This is a genomic window from Plebeiibacterium sediminum (genome assembly GCF_026013605.1).
Taxonomy (GTDB): domain Bacteria; phylum Bacteroidota; class Bacteroidia; order Bacteroidales; family Marinilabiliaceae; genus Saccharicrinis; species Saccharicrinis sediminus.
In genome coordinates this window covers 207,090-233,702 of the sequence record NZ_JAPDPJ010000001.1, presented here as the reverse complement: position 1 = coordinate 233,702, position 26,613 = coordinate 207,090, and the positions used below count along the sequence as shown (strand labels likewise).

Below are 26,613 nucleotides of genomic sequence, written 5' to 3'. Positions count from 1 at the left end.
AGAGTTGCCTGTTGTTAGATATAAAAAAGGCCCACAAGAAAAAGTTGTGAGCCTTGTAGGATAATTAAAATGCCTTTTTAACTAAGAATTTAGCTAATTCTTTACCACATTTGGCGTAAGCTTCTTGAATTCTAACACCAGTATCATAATCATATCCACCGAATGAATTTCCCGGATTTTTGATTGATTTAATTTCACATAGAACTTTATTTGGATTAGCTGTTTCAACTAATTGTAACAATACATCAACCATTGCAGGTTTTCTTGTAATGTGGATGTTGAATCCTGGTTCAATGAAGGTGGTTTTTAGAATAAAAGTGTATTTAGCCTCAGTGTTTTCATCACTTATTGAAACGCCTTCACCTTCTAAATATTTATTCATTAATTTTTCAAAACTTACTTTATATCTGGCATCTCTGTCTGAAAGCCATGATTCTTTCCATTGATCACCTCTTCCTGGTTCTTTGGCGTTGTAATCAGTAACTTTCTTATTGATGTAATCGTCTTCTGATTTAAATTTTCCTACAGAAACTTCACTGTAATCGTAGGCAATATTAAAAGCTTTTTCAGATTTTATGGCGTCAAGAGAGCCTGATTCAAGAGTGATTTTTTGAGCTTGAGCAATACCGCAACTCATTAAGAAAAAGGTAAGGTAAATAAAAATGTTTTTCATAATTAAGATTATTTTTTGTGTTTAAGAATTTATAGCACATATATAAACAATTTTTTTTACTTAAATGCTATTATTTTATTAACAAGATAAAATTGTTAGTGAATTAAGAAGCGAAATAATAAGAGAGTGTTAAATTTGATTTTTTTATTTTTTATGCTTAAAAAAGTGAAGCATATCTGTTAATTGATAAAGTGTATGAGTGATTCAAATAATTGGGAAGAATTATTATTAAAAGTAAGTAAACGATTTAAAGTACTTGCAGATTTCGATTTTCTTTTGTTCTTAATAGGAATTCAGGAATTAGGAAAGGGCTATCTTAAATATTCGAAAGAGGAGAAGATGGATATGATTAATTTAGCAAGATGTAAAATGTTTGAGCAAAAAGGATTCTATGAACAAACAGGTGTTGATGAAGAAGGTTGGCCCCAATTTAAAGTGTTGCAAAATATGGAAGATCTTCTGCCCTCAAAACGTGAAGCTATTTTAAAAGAAGCTATGATTACCTATTTTGATGAAAAGTTATAAATAGTATAAATAAAAATTAGGCTATGTTGGCCGAGCAATATTCGTTTTATAAAATAGCTAAGAAAATCGACAAATCGTTAAAATTATATTTTTCCTAAAAAGGAAAATGAATAAACACGAATAGTTTCAATGTAAAACATATAAATATATAATTGATGAAACGAGTCATGAGAATGAATTCTTACACATGAGGATGATTTAATTGGCGAGTTCCATATGGCAATTAAAAACAAATTTAGACATATGAATAAAAATGCTTTTCTTTTACTTGTCGCTTTTATAGTGATTTTTTTTACGTCATGTTCTCCTAAATCAGCAGGAACAGTGGTTTTGTTGAAAACTGATCTTGGAGATATTAAAATCAGATTATATGATGACACGCCAAAGCACAGAGATAATTTTATCAAATTGGCGAAGGAGGGGTATTTAGATAGTACGTTGTTTCATCGGGTGATTAAGGAATTTATGATACAAGGTGGAGATCCGGATTCAAAACATGCAGAATCAGGTGTTGCCTTGGGAGAAGGAGGTCCTGATTATACTATTCCCGCAGAGTTTAACTTTCCAAAGTATTTTCATAAAAAAGGAGCCTTGGCTGCAGCACGCATGGGCGATCAGGTAAATCCGGAAAAAGCATCCTCAGGTTCGCAGTTTTATATTGTACAAGGAAAAGTGTTTGATGATAATGATTTAATTAAAGCCGAGAACAGAATTAGAGATGGAAAGCGACGTGCTATTTTTAATGATGTGTTACAGCAATATAACGACTCATTAAATATGCTTCAGATGCAAGGAGAAGAAGAGGCTATTATGAAGTTGCAACAAAAAATAATGGCTATAGTAAATCAGAAATATTCAGAACAACCAGAATTTGAGTTTCCAGAAGAAGTTAAGGAAATCTATAAAACTGTTGGAGGAGTTCCTCATTTAGATACCAATTATACCGTTTTTGGTGAGGTTATTGAGGATAAAAACTGGATAGAAAAGATCAAATCCGTTTTTGGTAAAAAATATGGTCTGGAAGTAGTGGATGCAATCGCTTATCAGGAGACAGATGCAAGAGACAGACCATTGAAAGATATCAGAATGAAAGTGAAAATTATAAAGGAATAAAAAGGTATGCGTAGTAGTTTAATACTATTTGTTTTATTGTTGTTTTTTGTAAAATCAGAGTCGCAAAGTAAAAAGGTAATCATTTCTACAAACTTGGGTGATATTAAAATTATGCTTTATGATGATACACCGAAGCATCGTGATAGTTTTATTAAGTTAGCCAATGAAGGACATTATGATGGAACATTGTTTTATCGTGTGATTAAAAACTTTGTGATACAGGGAGGATCATCAGATTCAAGAAATGCAGCACCTGGAAGACTGATTGGTTATGGTAGTTCAAAGTTGGTGATTGATTCCGAATTCAGAGAAAATCGATTTCATAAAAAAGGTGCCATTTGTGCCCCTCGTCAACCTGAAGATATCAATCATTTTAAAATGTCAGATATCAGTCAGTTCTATATTGTTCAGGGTAAAAAGTATACAAATGAAGAGTTAGACCTGATCGAAAAATCAGTGAATAATCCGATAAAGATAAAACTGAAAAAGAAGTATTATCTTCCATTTAAAGAAGAGCTACAGAAGTTAAAAGAGGAAGATCCTAAGGCGTTTAATAACAAGTTAAGGTCGATTAAAGAAAAAATTGCATTTGAATATGCATTATCTAACAAGCTTGAATTTAATGAAAAACAACGTGAAGTTTATACAACCGTTGGAGGATTACCAGAACTAGATGACGATTATACTGTATTTGGAGAAGTGATAAGTGGCTTTGATGTAATTAGTAAAATTGCATCTTTACAAACGGATAAAAATAACAGGCCACTTACAGATGTGAACCTAGTTGTTAGAGTACTTTAAACCCATATTCATGCGATTACTTATTTCCATTTTTTTCTTTTTAATAATCTTGAGCATTGGTTGTAAAACGGATTCTGCAAAGTCAAATATTTCCAAAGAGGAATATTCAAGACCTAAAGGATCTTATCAATCTAATATTAAGGGAATAGTTTCAATTGAAACCTACGATCATTATACCCGGATTCAGGATAGAGGGTATGGTTTTTATATTGGACCAAAGGAATTAGTCACAAATCTGGATCTGATCAAAGGAAGTTACAAGGTAAAAGTTGCTCCTGTTGGGAGTGAGGAATTTAATGATATTGCAGGTTATACAGCTTATAGTATTGAGAAGAATTTAGTGATTTTAAAGTCATGGGTGGAAAATTTGAATTATATTCATTTAGACGGAGCCATCACTAATATTCCGGATTCTGTTGCCGGTTTGTATCGTAAATCGAAAAAGATTTATGCGCCCAAATATGATGTACGTGAGAAAGTCAGTTCTGACTCTCTTGAGTATTATAATTTAGATAGATCTGGTTATTCAGGAATACCAGCCTTTACTTTTATGCATCATGTTGTGGGGATGATTCAAACGAATACGATTGATAAGCAAGAATCTTCTATTTTGATTCCTGCTTCTGAAATTGTGGAACTAAGTAAGAAGCAACAGCGTCAGCCCACCTCAGTTTATGAATTAAGAACCAAGACAAATAAAGTATATCCATCTTATAAAACGATCGAAGGGTTTAAGATGATTACAACAATGGGGGATATAGAATTTAAACTGTATAATGAAACGCCTGTTTTCAGAGATAATTTTATTAAACTTGTGAGTGATCAGTTTTATGATAGTTTGTTGGTGCATAGGGTATTAACCAATTTTTTAATCCAGACTGGTGCTGCAGATAGTAAATATGCAGATAAAGATGATGTCGTGGGTTGGCAAGGTCCTGGATATATGCTTAAAACAGTAATTGCTCCAGAGAAGTTTCACAAACGAGGTGCTATTGCAATGTCTAAACTTCCTGATTCCAGAAATCCTAAAAACCTTACTGATGGATCACAATTTTATATTGTTTCGGGAAGGATTTTTAAAGATGGAGAACTTGATAAAATTGAAAAGGAAAAAGGAATAAAGTTTTCTTCTGTACAGAGGAAGGTTTATACTTCCTTAGGAGGAGCACCTCATTTAGATGGAGATTATGTAGTCTTTGGCGAAGTAACAAAAGGGATGGAGGTTGTTGATAAAATTGCCGCTCTTAAAACTTATGGTGAAGACCGTCCGGTTAATGATGTCAGAGTTTTAAAGATACAAATAATAAAGAAGTAATAAATAACTGTGTTTACAGGTTAATGTCCATTTTCTTGTATCTTTTACTCAATTCCTATCAATCTATAGTTTCCTTTTATTAAATTTGCCAATTCAAAAAATTAAATAAAAATACATCAACAATGCTTGATAAGATAAAGGCTTTACAACAAGAAATTAAACAACTTACAGCTTCAAGTGCTGAAGAAGCAGAGCATTTAAGAATCAAATACCTAAGTAAAAAAGGAATCATTTCTGAGTTATTTAATGATTTTAAAACAATTCCTAATGAGCAAAAGCGTGAAGTTGGGCAGGTAATAAATGTTTTAAAGAAGGAAGCAACTGAGTTTATAAATACTTTAAAAGAACAGTTTTCTAATGATCAGGTAAAAGAAAGTGGCGTTGATTTAACGCTTCCGGGTACCATCATGAAACTGGGAAGCCGTCATCCTTTATCAATTGTTAGAAATGAGATTGTTGATATTTTTGCACGTTTAGGATTTAATGTGGCAGAAGGACCAGAAATTGAAGATGATTTTCACGTTTTTACTGCTTTAAATTTCCCTGAAGAGCATCCGGCAAGAGATATGCAAGATACTTTCTTTATTGAGAAAGATCCTGATGTATTATTACGTACGCATACTTCTTCAGTACAAGTTCGTGTAATGGAAAAAAATGAACCTCCAATTCGTTCTATATTTCCGGGAAGAGTGTTCCGTAATGAAGCTATTTCTGCTCGTGCACACTGTATCTTTCACCAGGTAGAGGGTTTATATATTGATGAAAATGTATCTTTTGCAGATTTAAAGCAAACACTTTTATATTTTGCTAAGGAAATGTTTGGCGAGAAAACTCAAATACGTTTACGTCCTTCTTATTTCCCATTTACAGAGCCTTCAGCTGAAATGGATATTTCTTGTACACTTTGTGGAGGAAAAGGCTGTAATGTTTGTAAATATACAGGATGGGTTGAAATTTTAGGATGTGGTATGGTTGATCCACATGTATTGGAATATTCAAACATTGATAGCGAAAAATATACCGGATTTGCTTTTGGTATGGGTATTGAAAGAATTACAATGCTTAAGTATCAAATTAAGGATATCAGGCTTTTCTTTGAAAATGATGTTCGTTTTCTTGATCAGTTTAAATCCACGATTTAATTGGATTAAAATAGCATTTAAGATATATAGATGCCATTCGTTTAAATACGGATGGCATTTTTTGTTTTATAGCATATTGAATTTGGTATAATAGAATAACTTAAAGGCATAAAAAAGCCCGAATGATGAACATCCGGGCTCAGGAAATATAATGCTTTGATATTATAATCTAGCTTTAATAGCAGCTGATTCAGCTTCAAATCCTGGTTTGTCAAGTAAGGCAAACATGTTTTTCTTATAAGCTTCAACTCCTGGTTGGTCAAACGGATTTACATCCAAGATATAACCACTCATACCACAAGCAATCTCAAAGAAATATAATAATTGGCCTAAGTAGTATGCATTCAATTCAGGAATTTCAACTTTAATGTTTGGAACACCACCATCAACGTGAGCAATTAAAGTTCCTAGTTCTGCCATCTTGTTAACTTCATCTACTCTTTTTCCAGCTAAGAAGTTTAATCCGTCAAGATTTGCTTCGTCAGTAGGAATAACCACTTTTCTGTTTGGTTTTGTAATAGTGATGATGGTTTCAAAGATGTTACGAACACCTTCCTGAATCCATTGACCCATAGAGTGTAAGTCTGTTGAAAAATCAACAGCTGCGGGGAAAATACCTTTATTTTCTTTCCCTTCACTTTCTCCGTATAATTGTTTCCACCATTCAGCAACAAAGTGAAGTTTTGGTTGGTAGTTTACTAAAATTTCAGTTCCCTTACCGTTTTTATAAAGCTCGTTACGTACTGCTGCATAAACTGCTGCAGCACTGTTTTCAGCCTCTTCTGCAGTGATTTTTTCCATATCCTGCGCTCCTTTAACAAGGGCTTTAATATCAACTCCTGCAATAGCAATTGGTAATAAACCAACAGGTGTTAATACAGAAAAGCGTCCACCTACATCATCAGGAATAACATATGTTTTATATCCTTCCTGAGTAGCTAAAGTTCTTAATGCTCCTTTGGCAGCATCAGTAATAGCCACAATACGTTCTTTGGCTTCTTCTTTAGAATATTTACTTTCTAAAAGCTCTTTTAATAAACGGAATGCAAGAGCAGGCTCAGTTGTTGTTCCTGATTTAGAGATAACAACTAATGCAAATGATTTATCTTTTAATAAATCAAGAAGTTCTGCAGTATAATCTTCGCCAATGTTCTGTCCAGCATAAACCACTACCGGGTTTTCTCTGTCAGTAATTAATTGATCAAAACTGTTTGATAAAGCATCAATTACAGCTCTGGCTCCAAGGTAGCTACCTCCAATACCAATAACAACAACTACATCAGCTTTTGCTTTTAGTTTTGCAGCAGTAGCTTCAATATCAGAAAGCTGAGCATCGTCAATGCTTGAAGGAAGGTTAACCCAACCTAAAAAGTCGTTTCCTCTGCCTGTTTTTTCTTGTAAAGCTTTAAGGTGAGATGCAATCTCGCTTTTGTATCCTGCAACTTTCTCTTCAGAAACGAAGTCAAAAGTTTTCGAGATATCAATTTTTAAGTTTTCCATCGTAAATAGAATTTTATGAATAAGGATTTTGAATTATCTTAAGTTCTCTGTTAACAAACGAATTTCAATGCTTGGTGATATTTTCTCATAAATGATATTATACACCGCATCTGTAATTGGCATGTTTACTTTATACTTTTCATTAATCTCCTTAATGCTTTTTACAGCATAATATCCTTCTGCTACCATCAACATCTCCATCTGCGCATATTTTACAGAATAACCTTTGCCTATCATTGTACCGAAAGTACGGTTTCGACTAAATTGAGAATATCCTGTAACTAATAAATCTCCCAGGTAAGCAGAGCTCTTAATGTCTCGGGTTATAGGGTGAACTGTATCAACAAAGCGTTTTATTTCCTGAATTCCGTTTGACATGAGTACGGCCTGAAAATTATCACCATATCCCATTCCATGACAAATTCCGGAAGCGATAGCCATTATGTTCTTTAAAACGGCAGAAAACTCTGTTCCATATATATCATCAGAAACACTTGTTTTAATATAACCACACTGCAGAAAGGAAGCAAATGATCTTGCTTTTTTTACATCCTGACAGGCTATGGTAAGATAAGAAAGTCTTTCTAATGCTACTTCTTCTGCATGACAGGGGCCTGAAATAACTCCAATGTTTTCTAATGGAACATCGTAAAATGTATTCAAAAATGTTCCAATAATCATATTTTCATCAGGTATCAAGCCCTTAACTGCAGAAATTACCACTTTATCTTTAAGAGGAACGGATAGTTCACTTAAGGCATTTTTTAAAAATGCCGAAGGAACAGCTAAAATTATTACGTCGCTTTCCTCAACTATTTGGTTGATATCTGAGTAAAAATGTATTTTATCAGTAATAAAATCAACGCTAGTCAGGTAATTGGGATTGTGTCCGTGTTTTCTAAACTTTTTGATGTGTTTAGGATTTCGGAAATACCAATTCATCTCAAGAACATTGTTCATAAGCATTTTGGCGATAGCTGTTGCCCAGCTACCACTTCCAATTATTCCTACTCTAGATGATTCGTCCATAATTAGTTTTTATCCGCAACTAAAATGTGATTCTGTGTTAAAATATTAAGCTAACCAGTTTTTTACTTCATCCTGGCTTGGGTTTGTATAACCCAATTTGTTTTTCTTATTATAACCGCACATTTCCTGATGCAGCTTTGTAGGTTTTAACTCTTTAAGCTGATCAACCTTTTTATATCCTAATTTTTGAATGACTTCAACCCATTCTTTTGGAATACCAAATTCAATATATTTTTCTTCTCCGTCATTTTCAACTTTCTTTTCTGGTCTCATTTGAGGGAAGAAAAGTACTTCCTGAATAGATTGCTGATCAGTCATTAGCATGGCTAAACGGTCAACTCCAATACCCATACCCGATGTAGGAGGCATTCCGTATTCTAGTGAACGCACAAAGTCCATGTCAATAAACATTGCTTCATCATCTCCTTTTTCAGAAAGTTTTAATTGGTCCTGAAAACGCTCAAGCTGATCAATAGGATCGTTAAGTTCAGAATAAGCGTTCGCTAATTCTTTACCATTTACCATTAATTCAAAACGTTCTGTTAGTTCAGGATTTTCTCTGTGTTTTTTACACAATGGAGACATCTCAACAGGATAGTCAGTGATAAAAGTTGGCTGAATATAGTTTCCTTCACATTTTTCGCCAAAAATTTCATCGATTAATTTTCCTTTACCCATTGAAGGATCAGTTTCAACGCCAAGATCCTCACAAACTTTAAATAATTGCTCCTCGTTCATTCCGTTAATATCAATTCCGGTATGTTCTTTAATAGAGTCAATCATTGAGATACGTTTGAACGGTCGTTTGAAGTCAATCTCTTTATCTCCTAATTTAACCTTTGTAGTTCCGTGTAATGCAAGAGCAACTCTTTCAATCATTTCTTCAGTAAAGTCCATCATCCACTTATAATCTTTATAAGCAACATAAATTTCCATTACTGTAAACTCAGGATTGTGTGTTCTGTCCATTCCTTCGTTACGGAAGTCTTTTGCAAATTCATAAACACCATCAAATCCACCAACGATAAGTCTTTTTAAATAAAGTTCGTTTGCAATACGTAAGTATAATGGAATGTTTAATGCGTTATGATGAGTAATAAATGGGCGAGCTGCTGCTCCTCCAGGTATCGATTGTAATATTGGAGTTTCAACTTCCAGGTAACCTTTTTCATTAAAGAAGTTACGCATGGTGTTGATGATTTTTGTTCTTTTAATGAAGGTGTCTTTAACCTGGTCATTAACAATTAAATCCACATAACGCTGACGATATCTTTGTTCTGCATCAGTAAAAGCATCATATAATTTACCATCTTTTTCTTTTACGATTGGTAGTGGTTTTAATGATTTGGTAAGTACTTTAAACTCTTTTACATAAACAGAAGTTTCTCCCATTTGAGTTTTAAATACATATCCTCTAATACCAATAATATCACCAATGTCCAATAACTTTTTAAACACAGTATTGTACATAGTTTTATCATCGCCTTCACAGATATCATCACGTCTGAAATATACTTGAATTCGCCCTTGTTGATCCTTCAATTCAGCAAACGAGGCATTACCCATAATGCGGCGACTCATGATTCGTCCTGCAATAGATACTTCTTTTAAAGATGCATCTTCTTCGTTTTCAGCAAAAATCTTCTTTATATCTTCCGAGTAATGCGTTATCTTATACTCTTCTGCAGGGAATGCATTAATTCCTAATTTGTTTAATTCTTCAAGACTATTACGTCTTATCAACTCCTGTTCGCTTAGTTCAACGGTGCTCATTCTTATATTTTCAATATGAGTTTTTAAATATTCTCCCTGCCAAATGATTGCCTCAAAATCATGTAATCAAGGAGATAGCAATAATGTTTTTCTAAAAAAAATATAGAAAAATCGATGCAAAGATAATCATTAACAATTAATAATGAAGTTATAAAAAGAAGAGCTTAGTGAACTTTAACTTATTTTTTATTGTTCTTACCAATTAAACAACGAGTTATTAATATAAATACTAATAAAATTCATAGCTGAGTTATAATAAAATGATTAAGATTGTATTCCGTAATTATTGAGATTATTTGTTTAATAAAGAGCATTTTGATAATTTTTAATGCTTTACGGAGTACTATTTTTGGTATAATAGAGAGAGAAGAGAGATATGCAAATTAAAACAAGAAAACCAGATTGGTTAAAAATACAGTTACCTAATACATCCGATTATAAATGGATGCATCAAACCATTAGAGATAATAAATTACATACAATATGTACCAGTGGTAAATGTCCTAATTCAGCAGAGTGCTGGGCCGCAGGAACTGCAACATTTATGATATTGGGTGATATTTGTACGCGTGCCTGCAAATTTTGTAATGTAAAAACAGGAAAACCCCTTGCGGTTGATGTTAAAGAACCTGTAAGAATTGCAAGATCAATTCAGATCATGAAACTGAAGCATGCGGTAATTACTTCTGTAGACAGAGATGATTTGGAAGATGGAGGATCTGACATTTGGAAGAAGACGATTTTAAAGGTGAAGGAAATGAATCCGGGAATAACTCAGGAAGTTTTAATTCCTGATTTTAATGGTTTACATCACTTGATAAAAAATATTATTGATGCAGGCCCTGAAGTAATTTCTCATAATCTTGAAACTGTACGAAGAATTACACCAATTATTCGTTCACGGGCAAAATATGACTTAAGCCTAGATGTTTTAAGATTTATTGCAGACAATGGCATTGTAGCCAAAACAGGAATAATGCTTGGTTTGGGTGAGAAAGAAGAAGAGGTTATTGAAACTATGCAGGATGCTTTTAGTGCAGGTGTTAAAGTGTTTACAATTGGTCAGTATTTACAGCCTAGTAAGGAGCATCTCCCAGTATATGAATATGTTACCCCAGAGCAATTTGCTAAATATGAAAAGATTGGTTTGGAAATGGGATTTAAATATGTAGAGAGTGGCCCAATGGTTCGTTCTTCATATCATGCTGAAAAGCATATTAATGCGTTAAAATAGAAGTTTATTTATGTTTACTTTTATTTTGTAAGGCAGTTTGCTAAATAATCAAAATGTATGAATACTAAAACAATATATGAAGATCTAGGTCTTATTGAATATAAAAAAGCCTGGGACTACCAGGAATCTAAGTTTAATGCGATTATAGATGAAAAATTATATAATCGAGAAAATGCTGATAATAAAAAAGAAATTACCCATCAGCTTTTATTTTGTGAGCATCCTCATGTATATACTTTAGGAAAAAGTGGTGCTGAGAATAATTTATTGATTAATGATGCGTTTTTAAAACAAATCAATGCAACCTATTATAAAAGTAATCGTGGTGGTGATATCACTTATCATGGACCAGGACAAATTGTAGGTTACCCAATCTTTGATCTGGAAGAAATGGATTTAACTGTAAAAAGTTATATTCATAAGCTGGAAGAGGCGATCATAAATTGTATTGCTGATTACGGAATTCAGGGTGACAGATTGGATGGAGCAACAGGTGTTTGGATTGATAAAGATGTTCCGGGGAAGGCACGCAAAATTTGTGCAATTGGAGTAAAAGCAAGTAGATATGTTAGTATGCATGGTTTTGCATTAAATGTAAATACCGATTTAAATTATTTCAATCATATTAATCCATGTGGATTTGTGGATAAAGGAGTAACTTCTATTCAGAAGGAGTTAGGAGAGCCTCAGGATTTTAATGCAGTTAAGGAAAATCTAAGGGAACATCTGAAAAAAGTGTTCAAATTAAATATGCCTTAAAAATTTCACCTAAACTGTTGATATTTACTTTTGTTTATAAAAATTAACCCCTATTTTAACCTCTGTTTTTGAATTTATTAGGGGTTGAGGTTTTGAAAATCCATTTTTTTTAGGAAAATTTATCCTCGCAAATTTGGGCTCATAGTACACATGGAGAAAACTTGGAACATAAAAGAAAGTGGCGATGAAGATAAGGTAGAGCACCTGTCGAGCGTTTTAAATATCGACAGGTTTTTATCTAATCTATTGGTACAAAGAGGCGTTGAGACTTTTGATGAGGCTAAAGCATTTTTTCGTCCTGATTATGAGCATTTGCACGATCCTTTTCTGATGAAAGATATGGATAGGGCCATTGATCGTTTAGATAGAGCTATTGAAAATAATGAAAAAGTATTTATTTATGGCGATTACGATGTAGATGGTACCACCTCTGTTTCTCTGGTTTATTCTTTTCTTTCAGAGTATTTTGATAATCTACAATTTTATATCCCAAACAGATACGAAGAAGGTTATGGTATTTCATATAAGGGTATAGATTACTTTGCGGAAGAAAAATGTTCTTTGGTTGTTGCACTGGATTGTGGTATAAAGGCTGTTGAAAAAATAGAGTACGCTAAAGAAAAGGGTATTGATTTTATTATATGCGATCATCATACCCCCGGAGATAAATTGCCCGATGCTGCTGCATGTTTAGATCCTAAAAGAAAGGATTGTAATTATCCTGATGAAAATCTTTCAGGGTGTGGTGTAGGGTTCAAATTTATTCAGGCTTATTGTAAGCGTCATAAAATAGATTATCACAAAGCGTATGAATATCTGGATTTAGTAGCTGTAAGTATAGCTTCAGATATTGTTCCAATTATTGGTGAAAACAGAGTTTTGGCCTATTATGGTCTTCAAAAACTAAATACAAATCCAAGTATTGGCTTAAAACATATTATTAAAGTGGCCGGAATGCAAGGTCGCGAAATCACAATTAGTGATATTGTATTTAAAATAGGACCAAGAATTAATGCTGCAGGAAGAATAGACTCTGGTGGTGATGCTGTGAATTTGCTTATTACAGAAGATGAAGGTCTGGCTAATAGCATGAGTATTGATATTGATAAGTGTAATGATACCAGAAAAGGCTTTGACAGAGATATCACTCAGCAAGCACTTGAACTAATAGCTTCAAATAAAGAACTACAAAGTAGAAAATCAACTGTTTTATACGAACCGGAATGGCATAAGGGAGTTATTGGAATTGTAGCTTCTCGTTTAACAGAATACTATTATCGACCTACTGTAATTCTTACTGAATCAAAAGGTTTTGCTACAGGTTCAGCTCGTTCTGTTGAAGGTTTCGATTTGTATAAAGCAATTGATCATTGTAGTGATCTGTTAGAAAACTTTGGTGGTCATATGTATGCTGCCGGGTTGACTCTGAAAATTGATAATATTGACGAGTTTAAGCGCCGGTTTGAAGAATATGTGGAAGCTAATATTACACCGGATCAGTTAATTCCTCAAATAGAAGTGGATGAAGAGATTGGTCTTAAGGATATTAATGATAAGTTTTTTAGAATCCTTAAGCAATTCCGTCCATTTGGGCCAGGTAATCTAAAACCTGTATTTGTTACAAAAAGAGTGTTTGATTACGGTACCAGTAAAAAAGTGGGTAAAGACCATGATCATTTAAAAGTTGAGTTAATTGAAGAGAAGTCAGGTTCAATTAAGCAAGGTATAGGATTTTCGATGGGAAACGATCTGGAAAAGTTACAAACCGGAAATCCTTTTGATGTTTGTTATACTATTGAAGAAAATGTATACAATGGTCGTTCAAGCATACAAATGATGTTAAAAGATATGAAATTTCCATATAAAGATTAAAATATCAGAGGGAACACTACTCATATAATCATTTTATTTACAATTTGTAGCAAAAATAACCTCCAATAAATTATTTTATTTTTTAAATAAATTATATTTGTAGCAAATCATAAATTCTGATTTTATATAAAAACTAATACACAGATGAGAAAAAGTACTACAATATGGGGAGTTGCCTCATTATTAATTTCAGTGGTTTTTGTATTTGCATCTTGTAATTCCGGAGCAAAACAAAACCAAAAATCAGATGCTGTTCAAATAGAAAAAACAGAAGTAGAAAATGAAGTGAGAGAGTTTGTATATCCGCTTCCTACATCTTATGAAATTGTTGAGATGCTTAATAAAATAGAGGCAGCTTACATTTTCGATTTATCAAATAGCCCTGAAAATGCATCTAAATATATCACTGAAAAACAACAGGCATTAAACCTTGGAGTTTACGGAGGTGATTTAAGTTATGCAAGTACATACAATCAAAAGCAAGAAACAATCGACTTTATCGATGCTTCGAAAAAGCTTTTGGAAGGATTAGACCTTCAAGGCGCAGTTAGTGAAGATTTACCTGATCAAATTGAAGCTAATGAAGATAATAAAGAAGCATTAGTAGAATTAATTACTGATTCATTTTATGATACTTACGATTTCTTACAAAGAAATAATCGTGCACCGGTTTCTGCTTTAGTTATGACAGGTGCTTGGGTTGAAGGACTTTATATTGCAACTCACATTTCTGAAGAAACTTTTAATAGTAAAGAAATGATCGAAATTGTATTGAAACAAAAAGATCCATTGGTTAAATTAATGGAAATACTTGCTCAATATAAAGATGATCAGGCTGTTGCTGAAACTATTGAAGATCTTTCAACTATTGCTGGTATTTATGCAGAGATAGAAAGTACTGCAATTACTCAGGAGCAAATGATTAAGATTGCAGAGCAGTCATTAGTATTAAGAAAGAAATTTGTTGCAGTAGAATAGTAATGCAATAAATAAAGATATGATTAAGCGATCATTTTTTTGATCGCTTTTTTTTTGTTGTAAACTGACATATTGTAAAAAATAATAGATATTCTTAAAAAGTAATGATGATTTCATTATTTTTAATCGTTTTCTGAAAATTTGAGTTTGGTGTTAGTTTTAAAACTCGTACTATAGTATCTAATATTAAATAAAGAATATCACCCTGTTATGAGTGAAACACTTTTAGATGCCCTGATGAAATTATATGCTTTACTTACTAATGTAAGGAAAGAAAGCAGGGTGGATAGTGCTCGTAAATTAATAGAGCAAGAACTACTTCATAATTTTAATAGAGAATATGTTGATCAATATCTGGCAAGGTTTGATTTTTATATAAAGCAGTTTCACAAGTATTCCTATAGTCCTATTCAGTCAGAAGTAGAGCGCCAGTCTTCAGATAATTACAGTCAAATAGATACTATATGTGATGAGTTGAATAAAGAATTAGAGCAGGAATCAAAAATTTGGGTTTTTGTTCAGCTTTTTGAATTTATTCGACAAGAAGAAAAGATTAGTGATATTGGTGAGGAAGTAGTTGATAAATTAGCTCATGGGATGCTGATACATCCTGAGGATTATCAATTACTGAAAGCATTCATATTAAAGGGGCCGATGGAGGTTGACACTCCGGAGAAAGTACTCGTTATTTCTGGGCAGGAGAATGCACCTTTACCAAGGTTTAAACATCTTTATAATCCTAAACAGCAAATCTACGTTTGGGTTTTATATGTAGAAAGTACACATACCTTTATATTCAGATACTCTGGTGATCGTAACCTTTACCTGAACGGCCATAAGGTGGATAGAAATAATGCCTATATTTTATCTGTAGGTTCGGTTATTAAAACTTCGCGAATGGCTCCGGTTTACTATGGTAAGGTAGCCGAGTTATTTGTACAGAAAGTTGATAAGGGAAGAATTCTTTTAAAAGCCAGAGATGTAGAATATAAGTTTAACGACAGACAGATAGGTATCCATCCATTTAGTTTTTCTGGTCGGTCAGGGCAGCTTGTTGGAATTATGGGTGGTAGTGGAACAGGAAAGTCCACATTACTCAATGTTTTAAACGGCAGTTATAAACTTTCTGGCGGTTCTATTCATATTAATGGCTTAAACATTCAGGAGCATAAAGAAGCCTTAAAAGGGGTTATCGGTTATGTCCCTCAGGAAGATTTATTAATTGAGGAGCTTACGGTTTTTGAAAACTTATTTTTTAATGCTCGATTGTGTTTTAGTGATAAAACAATAGAAGAAATTGAAGAGTTGGTTGACAACGCCATTAAGGATTTTGATTTGGTAGAAGCCCGTAATTTGGTTGTAGGTAATCCATTAAATAAGATTTTAAGTGGAGGTCAGCGTAAACGTCTCAATATTGCTTTAGAGCTTATCAGGGAACCTTCTATTCTTTTTGTGGATGAGCCGACATCCGGATTATCATCCATGGATTCGGAAAAAGTTATGGTTCTTTTAAAAAGGCAGACTCTAAAAGGTAAGCTAGTAATCATAAATATTCATCAACCTTCATCCGATTTATATAAATTATTGGATAAACTCCTGATTATTGATAAGGGAGGATACATCATTTTCAATGGTAATCCAATGGATGCTATTGTTTATTTTAAACAAAAAGCAAGCTATGTAAATCCCGAAGATAGTGAGTGTTATTTGTGTGGTAATGTAAAAGTTGAGCAGCCTCTTCGTATTATTGAGGCTCGTATGGTTGATGCCAAAGGTAAACTCATCAGAGAGCGAAAAATCAAACCAATTGAATGGTATGAAAATTACCAAAATGATATTGAGAGTAAGTTTGATTGGAAGAAATCCAAAGGACCGGAGAAGATTGAAAAATTACCTCATAACCTCTATAATATTCCCGGACGTTTACAACAGTTTTTAATTTATACATACAGGGATGGCTTTTCAAAATGGAAAGATAGGCAGTACATGCTGATTAATTTTCTAGAAGCTCCAATTCTGGCAATTATTCTGGGATATTTTACAAAGTATATAAGTGGTACAGCTGCTGATCCTACTCAATATGTGTTTAGTGAAAATGATAATATTGCAGCTTATTTATTTATGGCTGTTGTTGTAGCCTTGTTTTTAGGGTTAAATGTAAGTGCGGAGGAGATTATTAAGGATCGGAAATTATTACAAAGGGAAAAGTTTCTAAATCTGAGTCGTTCGGGATATTTAAATAGCAAGATTGTTATTATGTTTACCATTTCTGCAGTACAAACTTTAAGTTTAGTTCTCATTGGAAATAGTATACTGGAGATAAAAGGACTTAATTTTAGTTACTGGATGATTTTGTTTAGTACGGCTTGTTTCTCAAATATGTTAGGACTGAATATAAGTAGTGGATTAAAGTCAGTAGTAGCAATTTATATCTTAATTCCTTTAATATTAGTACCTCAACTACTGTTTAGCGGTGTTATTGTTGATTTTAATAAGCTTCACAAAACCATGTTAACATCTGAATATGTTCCACGCATTGGGGATATGATGACTTCAAGATGGGCTTACGAAGCCTTAGCAGTTAATCAATTTGAAAACAATAAATATGAGAAGCACTTTTTTGCCGACGAACAAAAAATTAGTGAAGCATCTTATTATTATTCATTATTGTTACCTCGACTAAAACAGCACAATCATAAAAGTGAAAAATCATTTTTAGAGGGAGATTCAGATGTTGCCAAGGCTAATTATGATGTTGTTGTAAATGAAATCCAAAAGATGAATAATCTTGGAGATGCAGAGGTCTCGAAGTTAATTTCAAAAGGAATTGTAGAGTATTCAGAAGTAGGATTTAAGCAAATAGATCTTTTATTGGACAAGCTGGTTATATACTATCAGGATCAGTATAAGATCTACAAAAAACATAAAGATGATACTTATAAAGAACTTGTTGAATCTCTTGGGTCAACAGAAGCTGTGTTTAATCTTAAGCAAGAGTATCATAATGATAAATTATCCAGTTTGTTACATAATAAAGCTGAGTTAAAACAGTTGGTTCTTACTCCAACTACTGGATATGTACCCCAAAAAGATCCTGTTTTAAGAAACGGGGCCTCTAAATGGGGGAGATCTCACTTTTTTGCACCAGCTAAACAGTTTGGAGGTTTTACTATACCAACACCATTTTTTAATGTAATGGCTATTTGGTTATCAACCATTCTGTTATATTTTACCTTGTATTTTGATTTATTGCGTCATGTAATTCGCTATTTTGAGAAATTCAGATTAAGAAAAGCATTCACTCGTCAGATCAATAAGATATAATTAGGTAATAGTGGAGCCGTTTACCGATAAAAAAGTATAGCTTACCGATTAATGATTTGAATATTGCTTTTACTCGGATATTTTTGGATAAAGATTTAAAAACATAAAATTATTCAAAATGAAAAAATCAGTAAATAATGGCAAAGCTGTCTTAGGTATATTATTATTTATAGTAGGTTCTTTTTTATTAGCCGGGAATTTAGGATTTATATCTGATGATATTTACCATACATTTTTTCGTTGGCCAAGTATTCTTATATTAATTGGTGTATTTCAAATGATACGAAAAGATGTAAGTTCCGGACTGATTGTGATGTCAGTTGGAGTCTTTTTTCTGCTTCCACATATTGTTGAAGGTTTACATATAGGTGATCTTTTCAGGTATTGGCCCGTTTTATTAATCATAGCAGGGTTGGTTTTTATTTTTGGAAAAAAGAATTTTAAAAATGGAAAATTTGGTTCCAGAGATACTAATGAAGATGTATTAGACATAGTTTCTGTATTTGGCGGGGGAGTTACCAAGGTAAATTCAGATAACTTCCAAGGTGGTGAAATTACTTGTGTATTTGGCGGTGCAGAGGTCAACCTTCAGGGAGTTAAAATGAGTCCGGATGGAGCAGTGATAGATTTAACCACGCTTTTTGGAGGTACCAAAATTTCGATACCAAGAGATTGGAGTGTTAAGGTAGATGTAATATCAATATTTGGCGGTTTCACTGATAAAAGGATATATGAATCAAATAGTGATTCATCAAATAAGGTGTTAACGATTAAAGGTGTGGCTATTTTTGGTGGTGGAGAATTAAGAAACTTCTAATCTAACGGCTTTTGTAAATGCAACATCCTATTTTTAGCAATAAAATTACTATTGGTAGCTATTTATTTATAGGTGCTGTTTTTATCGTTATCGATTTTCTTCTGATACATTATGGCTATAAATGTTCTGTAACTACAGCATTAATTTATGCTTTAGTTTATGATGTAATTATAATATTATTGGGCGGATCACTTTGGTATCCGGTTTATTTTCTGGATAGGAATAAAGGGTCCATATTCAGTGTTATACAGTTAGTTTTTCTTGGATTTGTTTTTCTCGGAATTTGGGCTGGTTCAGCATGGGGAATATTGTCCATATTAGAAGGTAATTTTTCGTTTACAACAATACTAAATAGCGATTTTGTTTTAATAAGATTGTTAATAGGAGTTCTTATTTATTTACTCTTTATTTCTGTTTATTTTCTTATGATTCGCTCCCAAAATGAAGAGGAATATAAGAAGGAAAAGTTGGAGCTAAAGAACCTTTTAACGGATACAGAACTAAATTTATTAAAGTCTCAATTAAATCCTCATTTCCTTTTTAATAGTTTAAACTCAATCAGCTCCTTGACTTTATATGATGCCGAAGGTGCAAGGGAAATGATAAGTAAATTATCCGATTTTTTACGATATTCTTTACGTAACAATCAGCATAAATTATTACCATTAAAGGAGGAGTTGGAAAATTTTAGAAGATATATGGATATCGAAAGGATTCGATTTGGTGATAAAATTAACTTTATTGAGCAAATCAAATTGGATTGTGAGAAAAAGATGGTTCCGGCTTTAATAATTCAGCCCTTAATTGAAAATGCAATAAAATATGGAGTGTATAATTCAATTCATACAACCAATATTGAACTGCATGGTTATCTTAAAAATGGTGATTTGATCATATCATTACAAAATGACTATGAAAATGATATGGACGAGAGAATCGGAGAAGGATTGGGATTATCAAATACAAAAGCAAGAATGCGAAAAATTTATGGAAGTAAAGATTTGGTTCGTATTCAAAAACGTGAACAAACATTTCTTGTTGAATTAACAATACCTCAATTTTTACAGTGATGAGTCATAAACTAAAGGCTATTATTATTGATGATGAAAAACCTGCCAGAGAATTAATCAAAGCATATTTAAAGGTTTTTACTGAGGTTGAAGTGTTGGCAGAAGGAGCTAATGGTTTTGAGGGGGTTAAGCTCATTCAGCAATTTAAACCGGATTTGATATTTTTAGATATTCAAATGCCTAAAGTCTCAGGTTTAGAAATGCTGGAAGTGATTGAAAATCCACCTAAAGTTATTTTTACTACTGCTTATGATCAGTTTGCAATTAAAGCTTTTGAGTTAAATGCTATTGATTATTTGTTAAAGCCATTCAGTAAAGATCGATTTGAACAGGCAGTAAAAAAGGTTTTAAACTCACAAAATACTACCCATAAAGAATCTTTGAATAATTTGATAGATAAAAGTCTTGATAATGAAAACTCAAAATTAACACGAATTGTAGTTAAGAAGAACAGTAATCTGGAAATGATTCCTGTTGATGAGGTTATTTATATTGAGGCTTCTGACGATTTTGTGTTTATTCATACAGCAGATAATAGATACATAAAATCCAGAACGATGAAGTATTTTCAATCTCATTTAAACGAACATCAGTTTGTGAGAATTCATCGTTCTTATATTGTTAATATATTAAGTATTCATAAAATTGAGCAATACGAAAAAGACAGTCATGTTGTAGTTTTAAAGAATAGCGATAAAATTAATGCCAGTAAGAATGGTTATAAACTACTTAAGGATGTGTTAGGAATGTAAATCTAAGTTTTTTATTAATTCTCGATTTTTAAAGTAATTTTGTAGCCAAATTTGAAAGTGAAATGAAGGTATATTCTAATCCGGAATCATATAGTGGTGCAGATACAGTAGTTACTTTAGGAATGTTTGATGGAGTTCATGCAGGACACAAGAAATTACTTAGTCATGTAATGGATGTATCAAAAGAAAAATCACTTACTCCTACCGTTTTAACTTTTTGGCCTCATCCTCGAATGGTCTTAAAAAAAAATGAAGACTCATTACAATTTATCACAACGTTGGATGAAAAAACGGTTATTATTAGTCAACAGGGGATAGAGCAGTTATTTCTATTACCTTTTAATAAAGAGCTGGCATCAAAAACTGCAGAGGAATTTATAGTTGAGATTTTGATTAAAAAAATCAAGATGAAGCATCTGGTTGTTGGATATAATCACCGTTTTGGCAGAGATCGGGTTCACGATTACACCGTATATCAGCAATTAGCTAAAAAATATAATTTTACGATTTCTCGCGTAGATGCTGTTTATGAAGGAGATGTGGCTGTAAGTTCAACAGCGGTTCGTAATTTGTTAAATGAAGGTCGGGTTCTTGAGGCAAATCGTATATTAGGTTATGATTATTCTATCTTTGGAACTGTAACAGGGGGTAAAAAATTAGGACGTAAATTAGGATATCCAACTGCTAATATTAAACCTAACGAACATTATAAACTTATTCCAGGTAAAGGAGTTTATGCATGCCTGGTAAATGTTATTGGTAAGCAGTATGGCGGTATGCTTAATGTTGGAGTTCGTCCAACTATAAATTCAAATGAGTTTGAACTCACCATTGAAGTTCATATCCTGGATTTCAATCAGGATATTTACTCCGAAGAAGTGACTGTTTCGTTTATTGAAAAAGTTCGTGAAGAACAAAAGTTTGATGGACTTGAAGCGCTTGTTCAACAATTAAAAAATGATGAATTAAATATTCGTAAATTACTTAGGGATTATATTGGCTAATTTTATAATTATCTGATAGTTTACTCTTTTTTTACTACTTTTGCAGTCTATAACAAAAATACTTAAATATGTCTGAAATTTTAACAGATACTCTTCCATACAAGGTTAAGGATATGGCAGAGGCTGAGTTTGGAAGAAAAGAAATTGAGATAGCAGAAAAAGAAATGCCAGGGTTAATGGCATTGAGAGATAAATATGGAGAATCAAAACCTTTAAAAGGTGCAAAAATTATGGGTTCTCTTCATATGACTGTACAAACAGCAGTACTTATTGAAACTTTAGTTGCTTTAGGAGCAGAGGTTAGATGGTGTAGCTGTAATATTTACAGTACACAGGATCATGCTGCTGCAGCTATTGCAGAAACAGGTGTACCTGTATTTGCCTGGAAAGGTGAAACACTGGAGGAGTATTGGTGGTGTACAGAAAGAGCTTTGGATTTCGGAAATGGTGAAGGACCAGATTTAATTGTTGATGACGGAGGTGATGCAACAATGATGATTCACCTTGGATGTGATGCTGAAAAAGATAGTTCTGTGTTAGATAGAGATCTATCTGGTGAAGGTGAAGATTTCCGTGAGCTTGTAGCTAAATTGAAGGAAGTTTTAGCAAAAAATCCAACTCGTTGGACTAAAGCTGCAGAAAAATGTAAGGGGGTAAGTGAAGAAACTACTACAGGTGTTCACCGTTTATATCACATGATGGAAAAAGGTGAGTTACTATTCCCAGCAATCAACGTGAACGATTCTGTTACAAAATCTAAGTTTGATAACTTATATGGATGTAGAGAAAGTTTAGCCGATGGTATTAAGCGAGGAACTGATGTAATGGTAGCGGGTAAGACTGTTCTTGTTTGTGGTTATGGTGATGTAGGTAAAGGATGTGCTCAAAGTATGCGTGGTTTTGGTGCAAGGGTGTTAATTACTGAAATTGATCCGATTTGTGCATTACAAGCTGCAATGGAAGGCTTTGAAGTAACTACAACTGAAGATGCTTTATTCGAGGCTGATATTTATGTTACAACAACAGGTAATAAAGATATTATTACTATTGATCACATGGAAAAGATGAAAGATCAGGCTATTGTTTGTAATATTGGTCACTTTGATAACGAGATTCAAGTTGAGAAACTAGAAAAATATCCAGGAATTAAAGAAAAGAACATTAAGCCTCAGGTTGATATGTTTGAATTCCCTGATGGACACGCAATAATTCTTCTTTCAAGAGGTCGTTTGGTAAACTTAGGTAATGCAACAGGTCACCCAAGTTTTGTAATGAGTAACTCATTTACAAACCAAACATTGGCTCAGTTAGAATTGTGGGAAAAAGATTATGAAGTAGGAGTTTATACACTTCCTAAACATTTAGATGAAGAAGTGGCTCGTTTACACTTAGCTAAGTTAGGTGTTAAATTGACTAAGCTTTCAAAAGAACAAGCTGATTATATTGGAGTACCTCAGGAAGGTCCATATAAGCCAGATCATTATAGATATTAATCTATATAATAATAAATAAGAAAGGGTTTGCAAAAATGCAAACCCTTTTTTTGTATCGTAATTTGAAAAGTATTGTTAGTTAGGCATAATATTTTTCACAAAAGTATTATTGGGATATTTCCTCGGAATCTCATTAGAATGTCCTTTTGTAATCCATCTTTCTGCAGCTTCCGGAGTGGTGAAAACTTTAAATCGATATCTTTCTAACTGAATTAGTCTTGTGAAAATCATTGCTAAAGCTGTGTCAACAGGATTAGTTATAATTACAGCTACCTTAAGTGTATTAAAGCGGCTAAACATTTTAACATTAACCTCAATAATGTTATATAAATCTGCAGGGTGAAATCCAAAGGATGCTTCGCGGGCATCAATTATTCCTTTGAGGTTTTCTGGTAAATGATTCTCTTTCATTAAAGAGTTGATATAATTAACGATTTCTCCTTGATTAATTTTGTCCTTAAATACAGCTTCAATGTATTCTTTCCCCTTGTTGTAATTATATGTAACCATAGCCTTAAAATGAGTTAGAAATTGGTATAATATTTTACTATTGTTTTCAATTTATTTTTGTGTTACGCTGTTTGAACTGCTTTGTGTTTACTTGAACGATTTATTGATATGACTTCAGCCTGTTTGTATTGGTATAACTTAACAACATTAGTGAGCTTTTGAGCGGTATCAAGTAATGAACCTGATGTAGCATTTAGCTCTTCGCTCGATGCTGCATTTTCCTGAACAGACTTTGTAAGTTCCTGGATAGAAGCATTAATTTGCCCGGCTCCTATATTTAACTCCTGATTTGCTGTAGCTACTTCCGTAACAAGCTCGGCTGATTTCTGGGTTTCTATATTTAATTCATTTATTTCTTGCATAACCTGGTTGATCTTTTGAACACCAGACATGGTCAACTGATTTATTTCAGAGGCTGATAGGGTAGACTGTTCTGCCAAAGTTCTAACCTCATTTGCAACAACAGAGAATCCTTTGCCTGCTGCACCAGCCTTGCTGGCTTCGATCGAAGCATTTAATGCTAAAATATTTGTTTGATTAGCAATTTCGCTTACTATCTCAACTTCCTTATTTATTCGATTCATTAGATCAACTGCTTCCTCAACTCTTTTGAGGGATACTTGTAGAAGTGTATTTGCTTTTGTGCTAATATTTTTTGATTCTAATGCATTGTTCGAGTTATTCTGGATATTAGCGCTCATTTCTTCTATTGAAGAAGAGATTTCTTCAATTCCGCTGGCTTGCTCACTGGCACTATTGCTAATAGCATTTGTACTTGAGTTAATTTGTGAACTGGAGTTTAGTAATTCATTTGCACTTGTATCCAAGTCGTGCATTAAAATTCGTGTGGAAGTAATAAGTTCATGAATGGAATCAACAATATCTTTAATTTCATATTTCTCATTTTTATACTTATCGTCAATATTTACAGTAATATCCTTATTACTCATTTGTTTAATAACTTCAGTTAAATGTTGAATTGGAGCTTTTACTCTTTTTGCAAGAAAGTAATAGCTTGCAATAATCATGATAATAGCAATTGGAACAGCCCATATTAAATGTATAAGACCTTTTTGTCCAACAGTAAAACCAAAACATGCAATGGCATCCATAACCAATAAAAATATAGAGCCAATAAAGAATACAAATGTGTTTTTAAAAACGAGTTTTAATATTCCCCAACACAATAATCCTGCTAGTATAATTAATGAAATTCCTAAAGTTAAGATACTCATAGTAGATTGTTAAATAAAATGCATAATAAATCACTATTAATTTACAAAAAATATAAATATTCTCAATATTTCAGACACCATTTTCAGGATAGCTCAATTTATGTGTATTTACTTTTACGCTTTTGATAATGCAAAAGTTCATTTAACGATGTGACAAAAACGTGACATTTCATAAAATGAAGATAATCAGGTAGTATGAGAGTGAAAAAAGTGGAGAGGTTCTGATTTAATTGTGAGATTCATATTCTGAGGATAGGAAATTAAGGGAATATGTGGGGTGAAAATGCCCGATATATTCCCTTAATAGATTGAATATTAAATCAATTCGTTTGAAAATATGTTAAAATCAATGCCTGAAAAGTTGCCAGAACTCATCAATAGCAGGTTCTTATTTTTCCATTCTATATTTTTAAGTTCTTTCTGAAGTAATTCTGTATCATCAAAAACTTTTACATTTTTTGAACCAAAAGCTGTTGTTACTTCATCAATCGTTATTTTGGGTAATTTTTTATGCTCAACAACCTGAGGATTAAAATATACAAAGGCAATGTCAGCTTTGTTCATTGTTTCTTTATATTGTGGCAGAAAGTCTTTATTTAAGCTACTAAAAGTATGTAATTCCATACAGGCCACTAGTGTTCTCTCCTTATTTTGATTTTTTACTGCTTCAATTGTTGCCTTAAGTTTTGATGGTGAATGTGCAAAGTCAAGATATATAGTAGATTGAACAGTTTGTTTTAATGTTTGTAATCTTTTGGCAGCTCCTTTAAATGTTGAGATAGCCGTAAGAAATGCTTCATCATCTATACCTAATTCTGCACAAACGAGTCTTGCTCCATTTAAATTTTGCAGATTGTGTCCTCCAAAAATGGATAGATAATATTTCTTACCATTAAAAGTTATGGTAGTTTGTCCCTCCTCTATATTGGATTCAATTTCATCATAAGCTAAAGACTTAATATCTTTTCTTAGTGACGGTGCAATTTTTTGTAATTCTTCATCTAAAAGATACCAAACCAGTGTTCCGTTTTTTTCGATAGAATCAGAAAATATTTTAAACTGCTCTACATAATTATCCCAGGTGGGGAAAACATTGATGTGATCCCAGGCAACTCCTGTTAGTAATGCAATGTGTGGTTTGTACCAATGAAATTTTGGACGCAAATCAATAGGTGAAGATAAATACTCATCTCCTTCAAAAATTGCTATTGGAGCATCGTGCGATACGCTAACCATTGTATCAAAACCTTCAATTTGAGCTCCAACCATGTAGTCAAATTTGTAGTCCAGAGTTTTTAATACATGCATAACCATTGACGTGATGGTTGTTTTACCATGACTACCACCAATAACTACTCTCTTTTTATCTTTACATTGTTCATATAAATATTCAGGATAAGAGTACACCTTTAAATTTAATTCCTGTGCTCTGATCAGTTCCGGATTATCTTTTCTGGCATGCATGCCTAAAATGATAACATCAATTTGATCGTTTATTTTATCAGGAAACCAGCCAAACTCTTCCGGCAATAAGCCATGTTTTTGTAGTCTGCTTTTTGATGGATCAAAAATCTCATCATCTGAACCGGTAACCTTATATCCTTTTGAGTGAAGTGCAATGGCTAAGTTGTGCATAGCAGCACCGCCAATAGCTATAAAATGAATATGCATAACATAAATTAAATCAAGAGTTA

The 26,613-nt window shown here is 32.9% G+C and carries 22 protein-coding genes; 15 read left to right on the top strand and 7 right to left on the bottom strand.

The annotated features are described in order from the left end of the window. Positions 1 to 64: 64 nt before the first annotated feature. Positions 65 to 673 (bottom strand): hypothetical protein, encoded by a 609-nt coding sequence (locus OM075_RS01000; RefSeq protein WP_301188589.1) that lies wholly within the window; start codon positions 671 to 673, stop codon positions 65 to 67. 195 nt (positions 674 to 868) lie between these two features. Here OM075_RS01000 and OM075_RS00995 point away from each other — a divergent pair, with 195 nt between their 5' ends. The 5 genes from OM075_RS00995 (at position 869) to pheS (ending at position 5,569) form a co-directional block, all read left to right on the top strand. After that, a complete protein-coding gene (locus tag OM075_RS00995) occupies positions 869 to 1,198 on the top strand; it encodes a hypothetical protein (protein WP_301188588.1) in 330 nt (109 codons plus the stop codon). 243 nt (positions 1,199 to 1,441) lie between these two features. Next, positions 1,442 to 2,311: a peptidylprolyl isomerase gene (locus OM075_RS00990; RefSeq protein WP_301188587.1), complete on the top strand. Its 870-nt coding sequence runs from the start codon at positions 1,442 to 1,444 to the stop codon at positions 2,309 to 2,311. Positions 2,312 to 2,317: 6 nt separating this feature from the next. Then, the gene (locus tag OM075_RS00985) at positions 2,318 to 3,112 is read left to right on the top strand and encodes a peptidylprolyl isomerase (protein WP_301188586.1); all 795 of its coding nucleotides are present in this window, start codon (positions 2,318 to 2,320) and stop codon (positions 3,110 to 3,112) included. A 10-nt stretch (positions 3,113 to 3,122) separates the two neighbouring features. Continuing rightward, a complete protein-coding gene (locus tag OM075_RS00980) occupies positions 3,123 to 4,427 on the top strand; it encodes a peptidylprolyl isomerase (protein ID WP_301188585.1) in 1,305 nt (434 codons plus the stop codon). Positions 4,428 to 4,549: 122 nt separating this feature from the next. Further along, positions 4,550 to 5,569: a phenylalanine--tRNA ligase subunit alpha gene (pheS, locus tag OM075_RS00975; RefSeq protein ID WP_301188584.1), complete on the top strand. Its 1,020-nt coding sequence runs from the start codon at positions 4,550 to 4,552 to the stop codon at positions 5,567 to 5,569. Between the two features lie 162 nt (positions 5,570 to 5,731). On the opposite strand, the gene OM075_RS00970 is transcribed toward pheS, so the two are convergent. The 3 genes from OM075_RS00970 to lysS are packed head-to-tail and all read right to left on the bottom strand — an operon-like array spanning position 5,732 to position 9,871. Further along, the gene (locus OM075_RS00970) at positions 5,732 to 7,069 is read right to left on the bottom strand and encodes a glucose-6-phosphate isomerase (RefSeq protein ID WP_301188583.1); all 1,338 of its coding nucleotides are present in this window, start codon (positions 7,067 to 7,069) and stop codon (positions 5,732 to 5,734) included. Between the two features lie 33 nt (positions 7,070 to 7,102). After that, positions 7,103 to 8,098: an NAD(P)H-dependent glycerol-3-phosphate dehydrogenase gene (locus OM075_RS00965; protein ID WP_301188582.1), complete on the bottom strand. Its 996-nt coding sequence runs from the start codon at positions 8,096 to 8,098 to the stop codon at positions 7,103 to 7,105. 45 nt (positions 8,099 to 8,143) lie between these two features. After that, entirely contained in the window at positions 8,144 to 9,871 is a 1,728-nt protein-coding gene (gene lysS, locus OM075_RS00960; protein WP_301188581.1) for a lysine--tRNA ligase, read from the bottom strand. 376 nt (positions 9,872 to 10,247) lie between these two features. Here lysS and lipA point away from each other — a divergent pair, with 376 nt between their 5' ends. The 10 genes from lipA to ahcY all read left to right on the top strand — a co-directional run bounded on the left by lipA (position 10,248) and on the right by ahcY (position 23,174). Beyond that, entirely contained in the window at positions 10,248 to 11,105 is an 858-nt protein-coding gene (lipA, locus tag OM075_RS00955) for a lipoyl synthase (protein ID WP_301188580.1), read from the top strand. A gap of 57 nt (positions 11,106 to 11,162) precedes the next feature. Then, the gene (gene lipB / locus OM075_RS00950; RefSeq protein ID WP_301188579.1) at positions 11,163 to 11,864 is read left to right on the top strand and encodes a lipoyl(octanoyl) transferase LipB; all 702 of its coding nucleotides are present in this window, start codon (positions 11,163 to 11,165) and stop codon (positions 11,862 to 11,864) included. A 150-nt stretch (positions 11,865 to 12,014) separates the two neighbouring features. After that, complete coding sequence (gene recJ, locus OM075_RS00945) at positions 12,015 to 13,736, top strand: single-stranded-DNA-specific exonuclease RecJ (protein ID WP_301188578.1); 1,722 nt, start codon at positions 12,015 to 12,017, stop codon at positions 13,734 to 13,736. 144 nt (positions 13,737 to 13,880) lie between these two features. Next, complete coding sequence (locus tag OM075_RS00940) at positions 13,881 to 14,714, top strand: hypothetical protein (RefSeq protein WP_301188577.1); 834 nt, start codon at positions 13,881 to 13,883, stop codon at positions 14,712 to 14,714. A gap of 210 nt (positions 14,715 to 14,924) precedes the next feature. After that, positions 14,925 to 18,038, top strand: coding sequence for an ATP-binding cassette domain-containing protein (locus OM075_RS00935; protein WP_301188576.1), 3,114 nt, complete (start codon positions 14,925 to 14,927; stop codon positions 18,036 to 18,038). A gap of 118 nt (positions 18,039 to 18,156) precedes the next feature. Continuing rightward, positions 18,157 to 18,855: a LiaI-LiaF-like domain-containing protein gene (locus OM075_RS00930; protein WP_301188575.1), complete on the top strand. Its 699-nt coding sequence runs from the start codon at positions 18,157 to 18,159 to the stop codon at positions 18,853 to 18,855. Positions 18,856 to 18,872: 17 nt separating this feature from the next. Further along, positions 18,873 to 19,925, top strand: coding sequence for a sensor histidine kinase (locus OM075_RS00925; protein WP_301188574.1), 1,053 nt, complete (start codon positions 18,873 to 18,875; stop codon positions 19,923 to 19,925). Then, a complete protein-coding gene (locus tag OM075_RS00920) occupies positions 19,925 to 20,677 on the top strand; it encodes a LytR/AlgR family response regulator transcription factor (protein WP_301188573.1) in 753 nt (250 codons plus the stop codon). The genes OM075_RS00925 and OM075_RS00920 overlap by 1 nt, the downstream gene beginning before the upstream one ends. 62 nt (positions 20,678 to 20,739) lie before the next feature. After that, entirely contained in the window at positions 20,740 to 21,681 is a 942-nt protein-coding gene (locus tag OM075_RS00915; RefSeq protein ID WP_301188572.1) for a bifunctional riboflavin kinase/FAD synthetase, read from the top strand. 68 nt (positions 21,682 to 21,749) lie between these two features. Next, positions 21,750 to 23,174 (top strand): adenosylhomocysteinase, encoded by a 1,425-nt coding sequence (ahcY, locus tag OM075_RS00910; protein ID WP_301188571.1) that lies wholly within the window; start codon positions 21,750 to 21,752, stop codon positions 23,172 to 23,174. A 75-nt stretch (positions 23,175 to 23,249) separates the two neighbouring features. Here the strand turns inward: ahcY and OM075_RS00905 are convergent, their stop codons facing one another. From OM075_RS00905 to OM075_RS00895, 3 genes are all read right to left on the bottom strand, one after another. Beyond that, on the bottom strand, positions 23,250 to 23,684 hold the full coding sequence (locus OM075_RS00905) for a hypothetical protein (RefSeq protein ID WP_301188570.1): 435 nt from the start codon (positions 23,682 to 23,684) through the stop codon (positions 23,250 to 23,252). 62 nt (positions 23,685 to 23,746) lie between these two features. After that, complete coding sequence (locus OM075_RS00900; protein WP_301188569.1) at positions 23,747 to 24,919, bottom strand: methyl-accepting chemotaxis protein; 1,173 nt, start codon at positions 24,917 to 24,919, stop codon at positions 23,747 to 23,749. A 315-nt stretch (positions 24,920 to 25,234) separates the two neighbouring features. After that, entirely contained in the window at positions 25,235 to 26,590 is a 1,356-nt protein-coding gene (locus OM075_RS00895; RefSeq protein ID WP_301188568.1) for a UDP-N-acetylmuramate--L-alanine ligase, read from the bottom strand. Between the last annotated feature and the right edge of the window lie 23 nt (positions 26,591 to 26,613).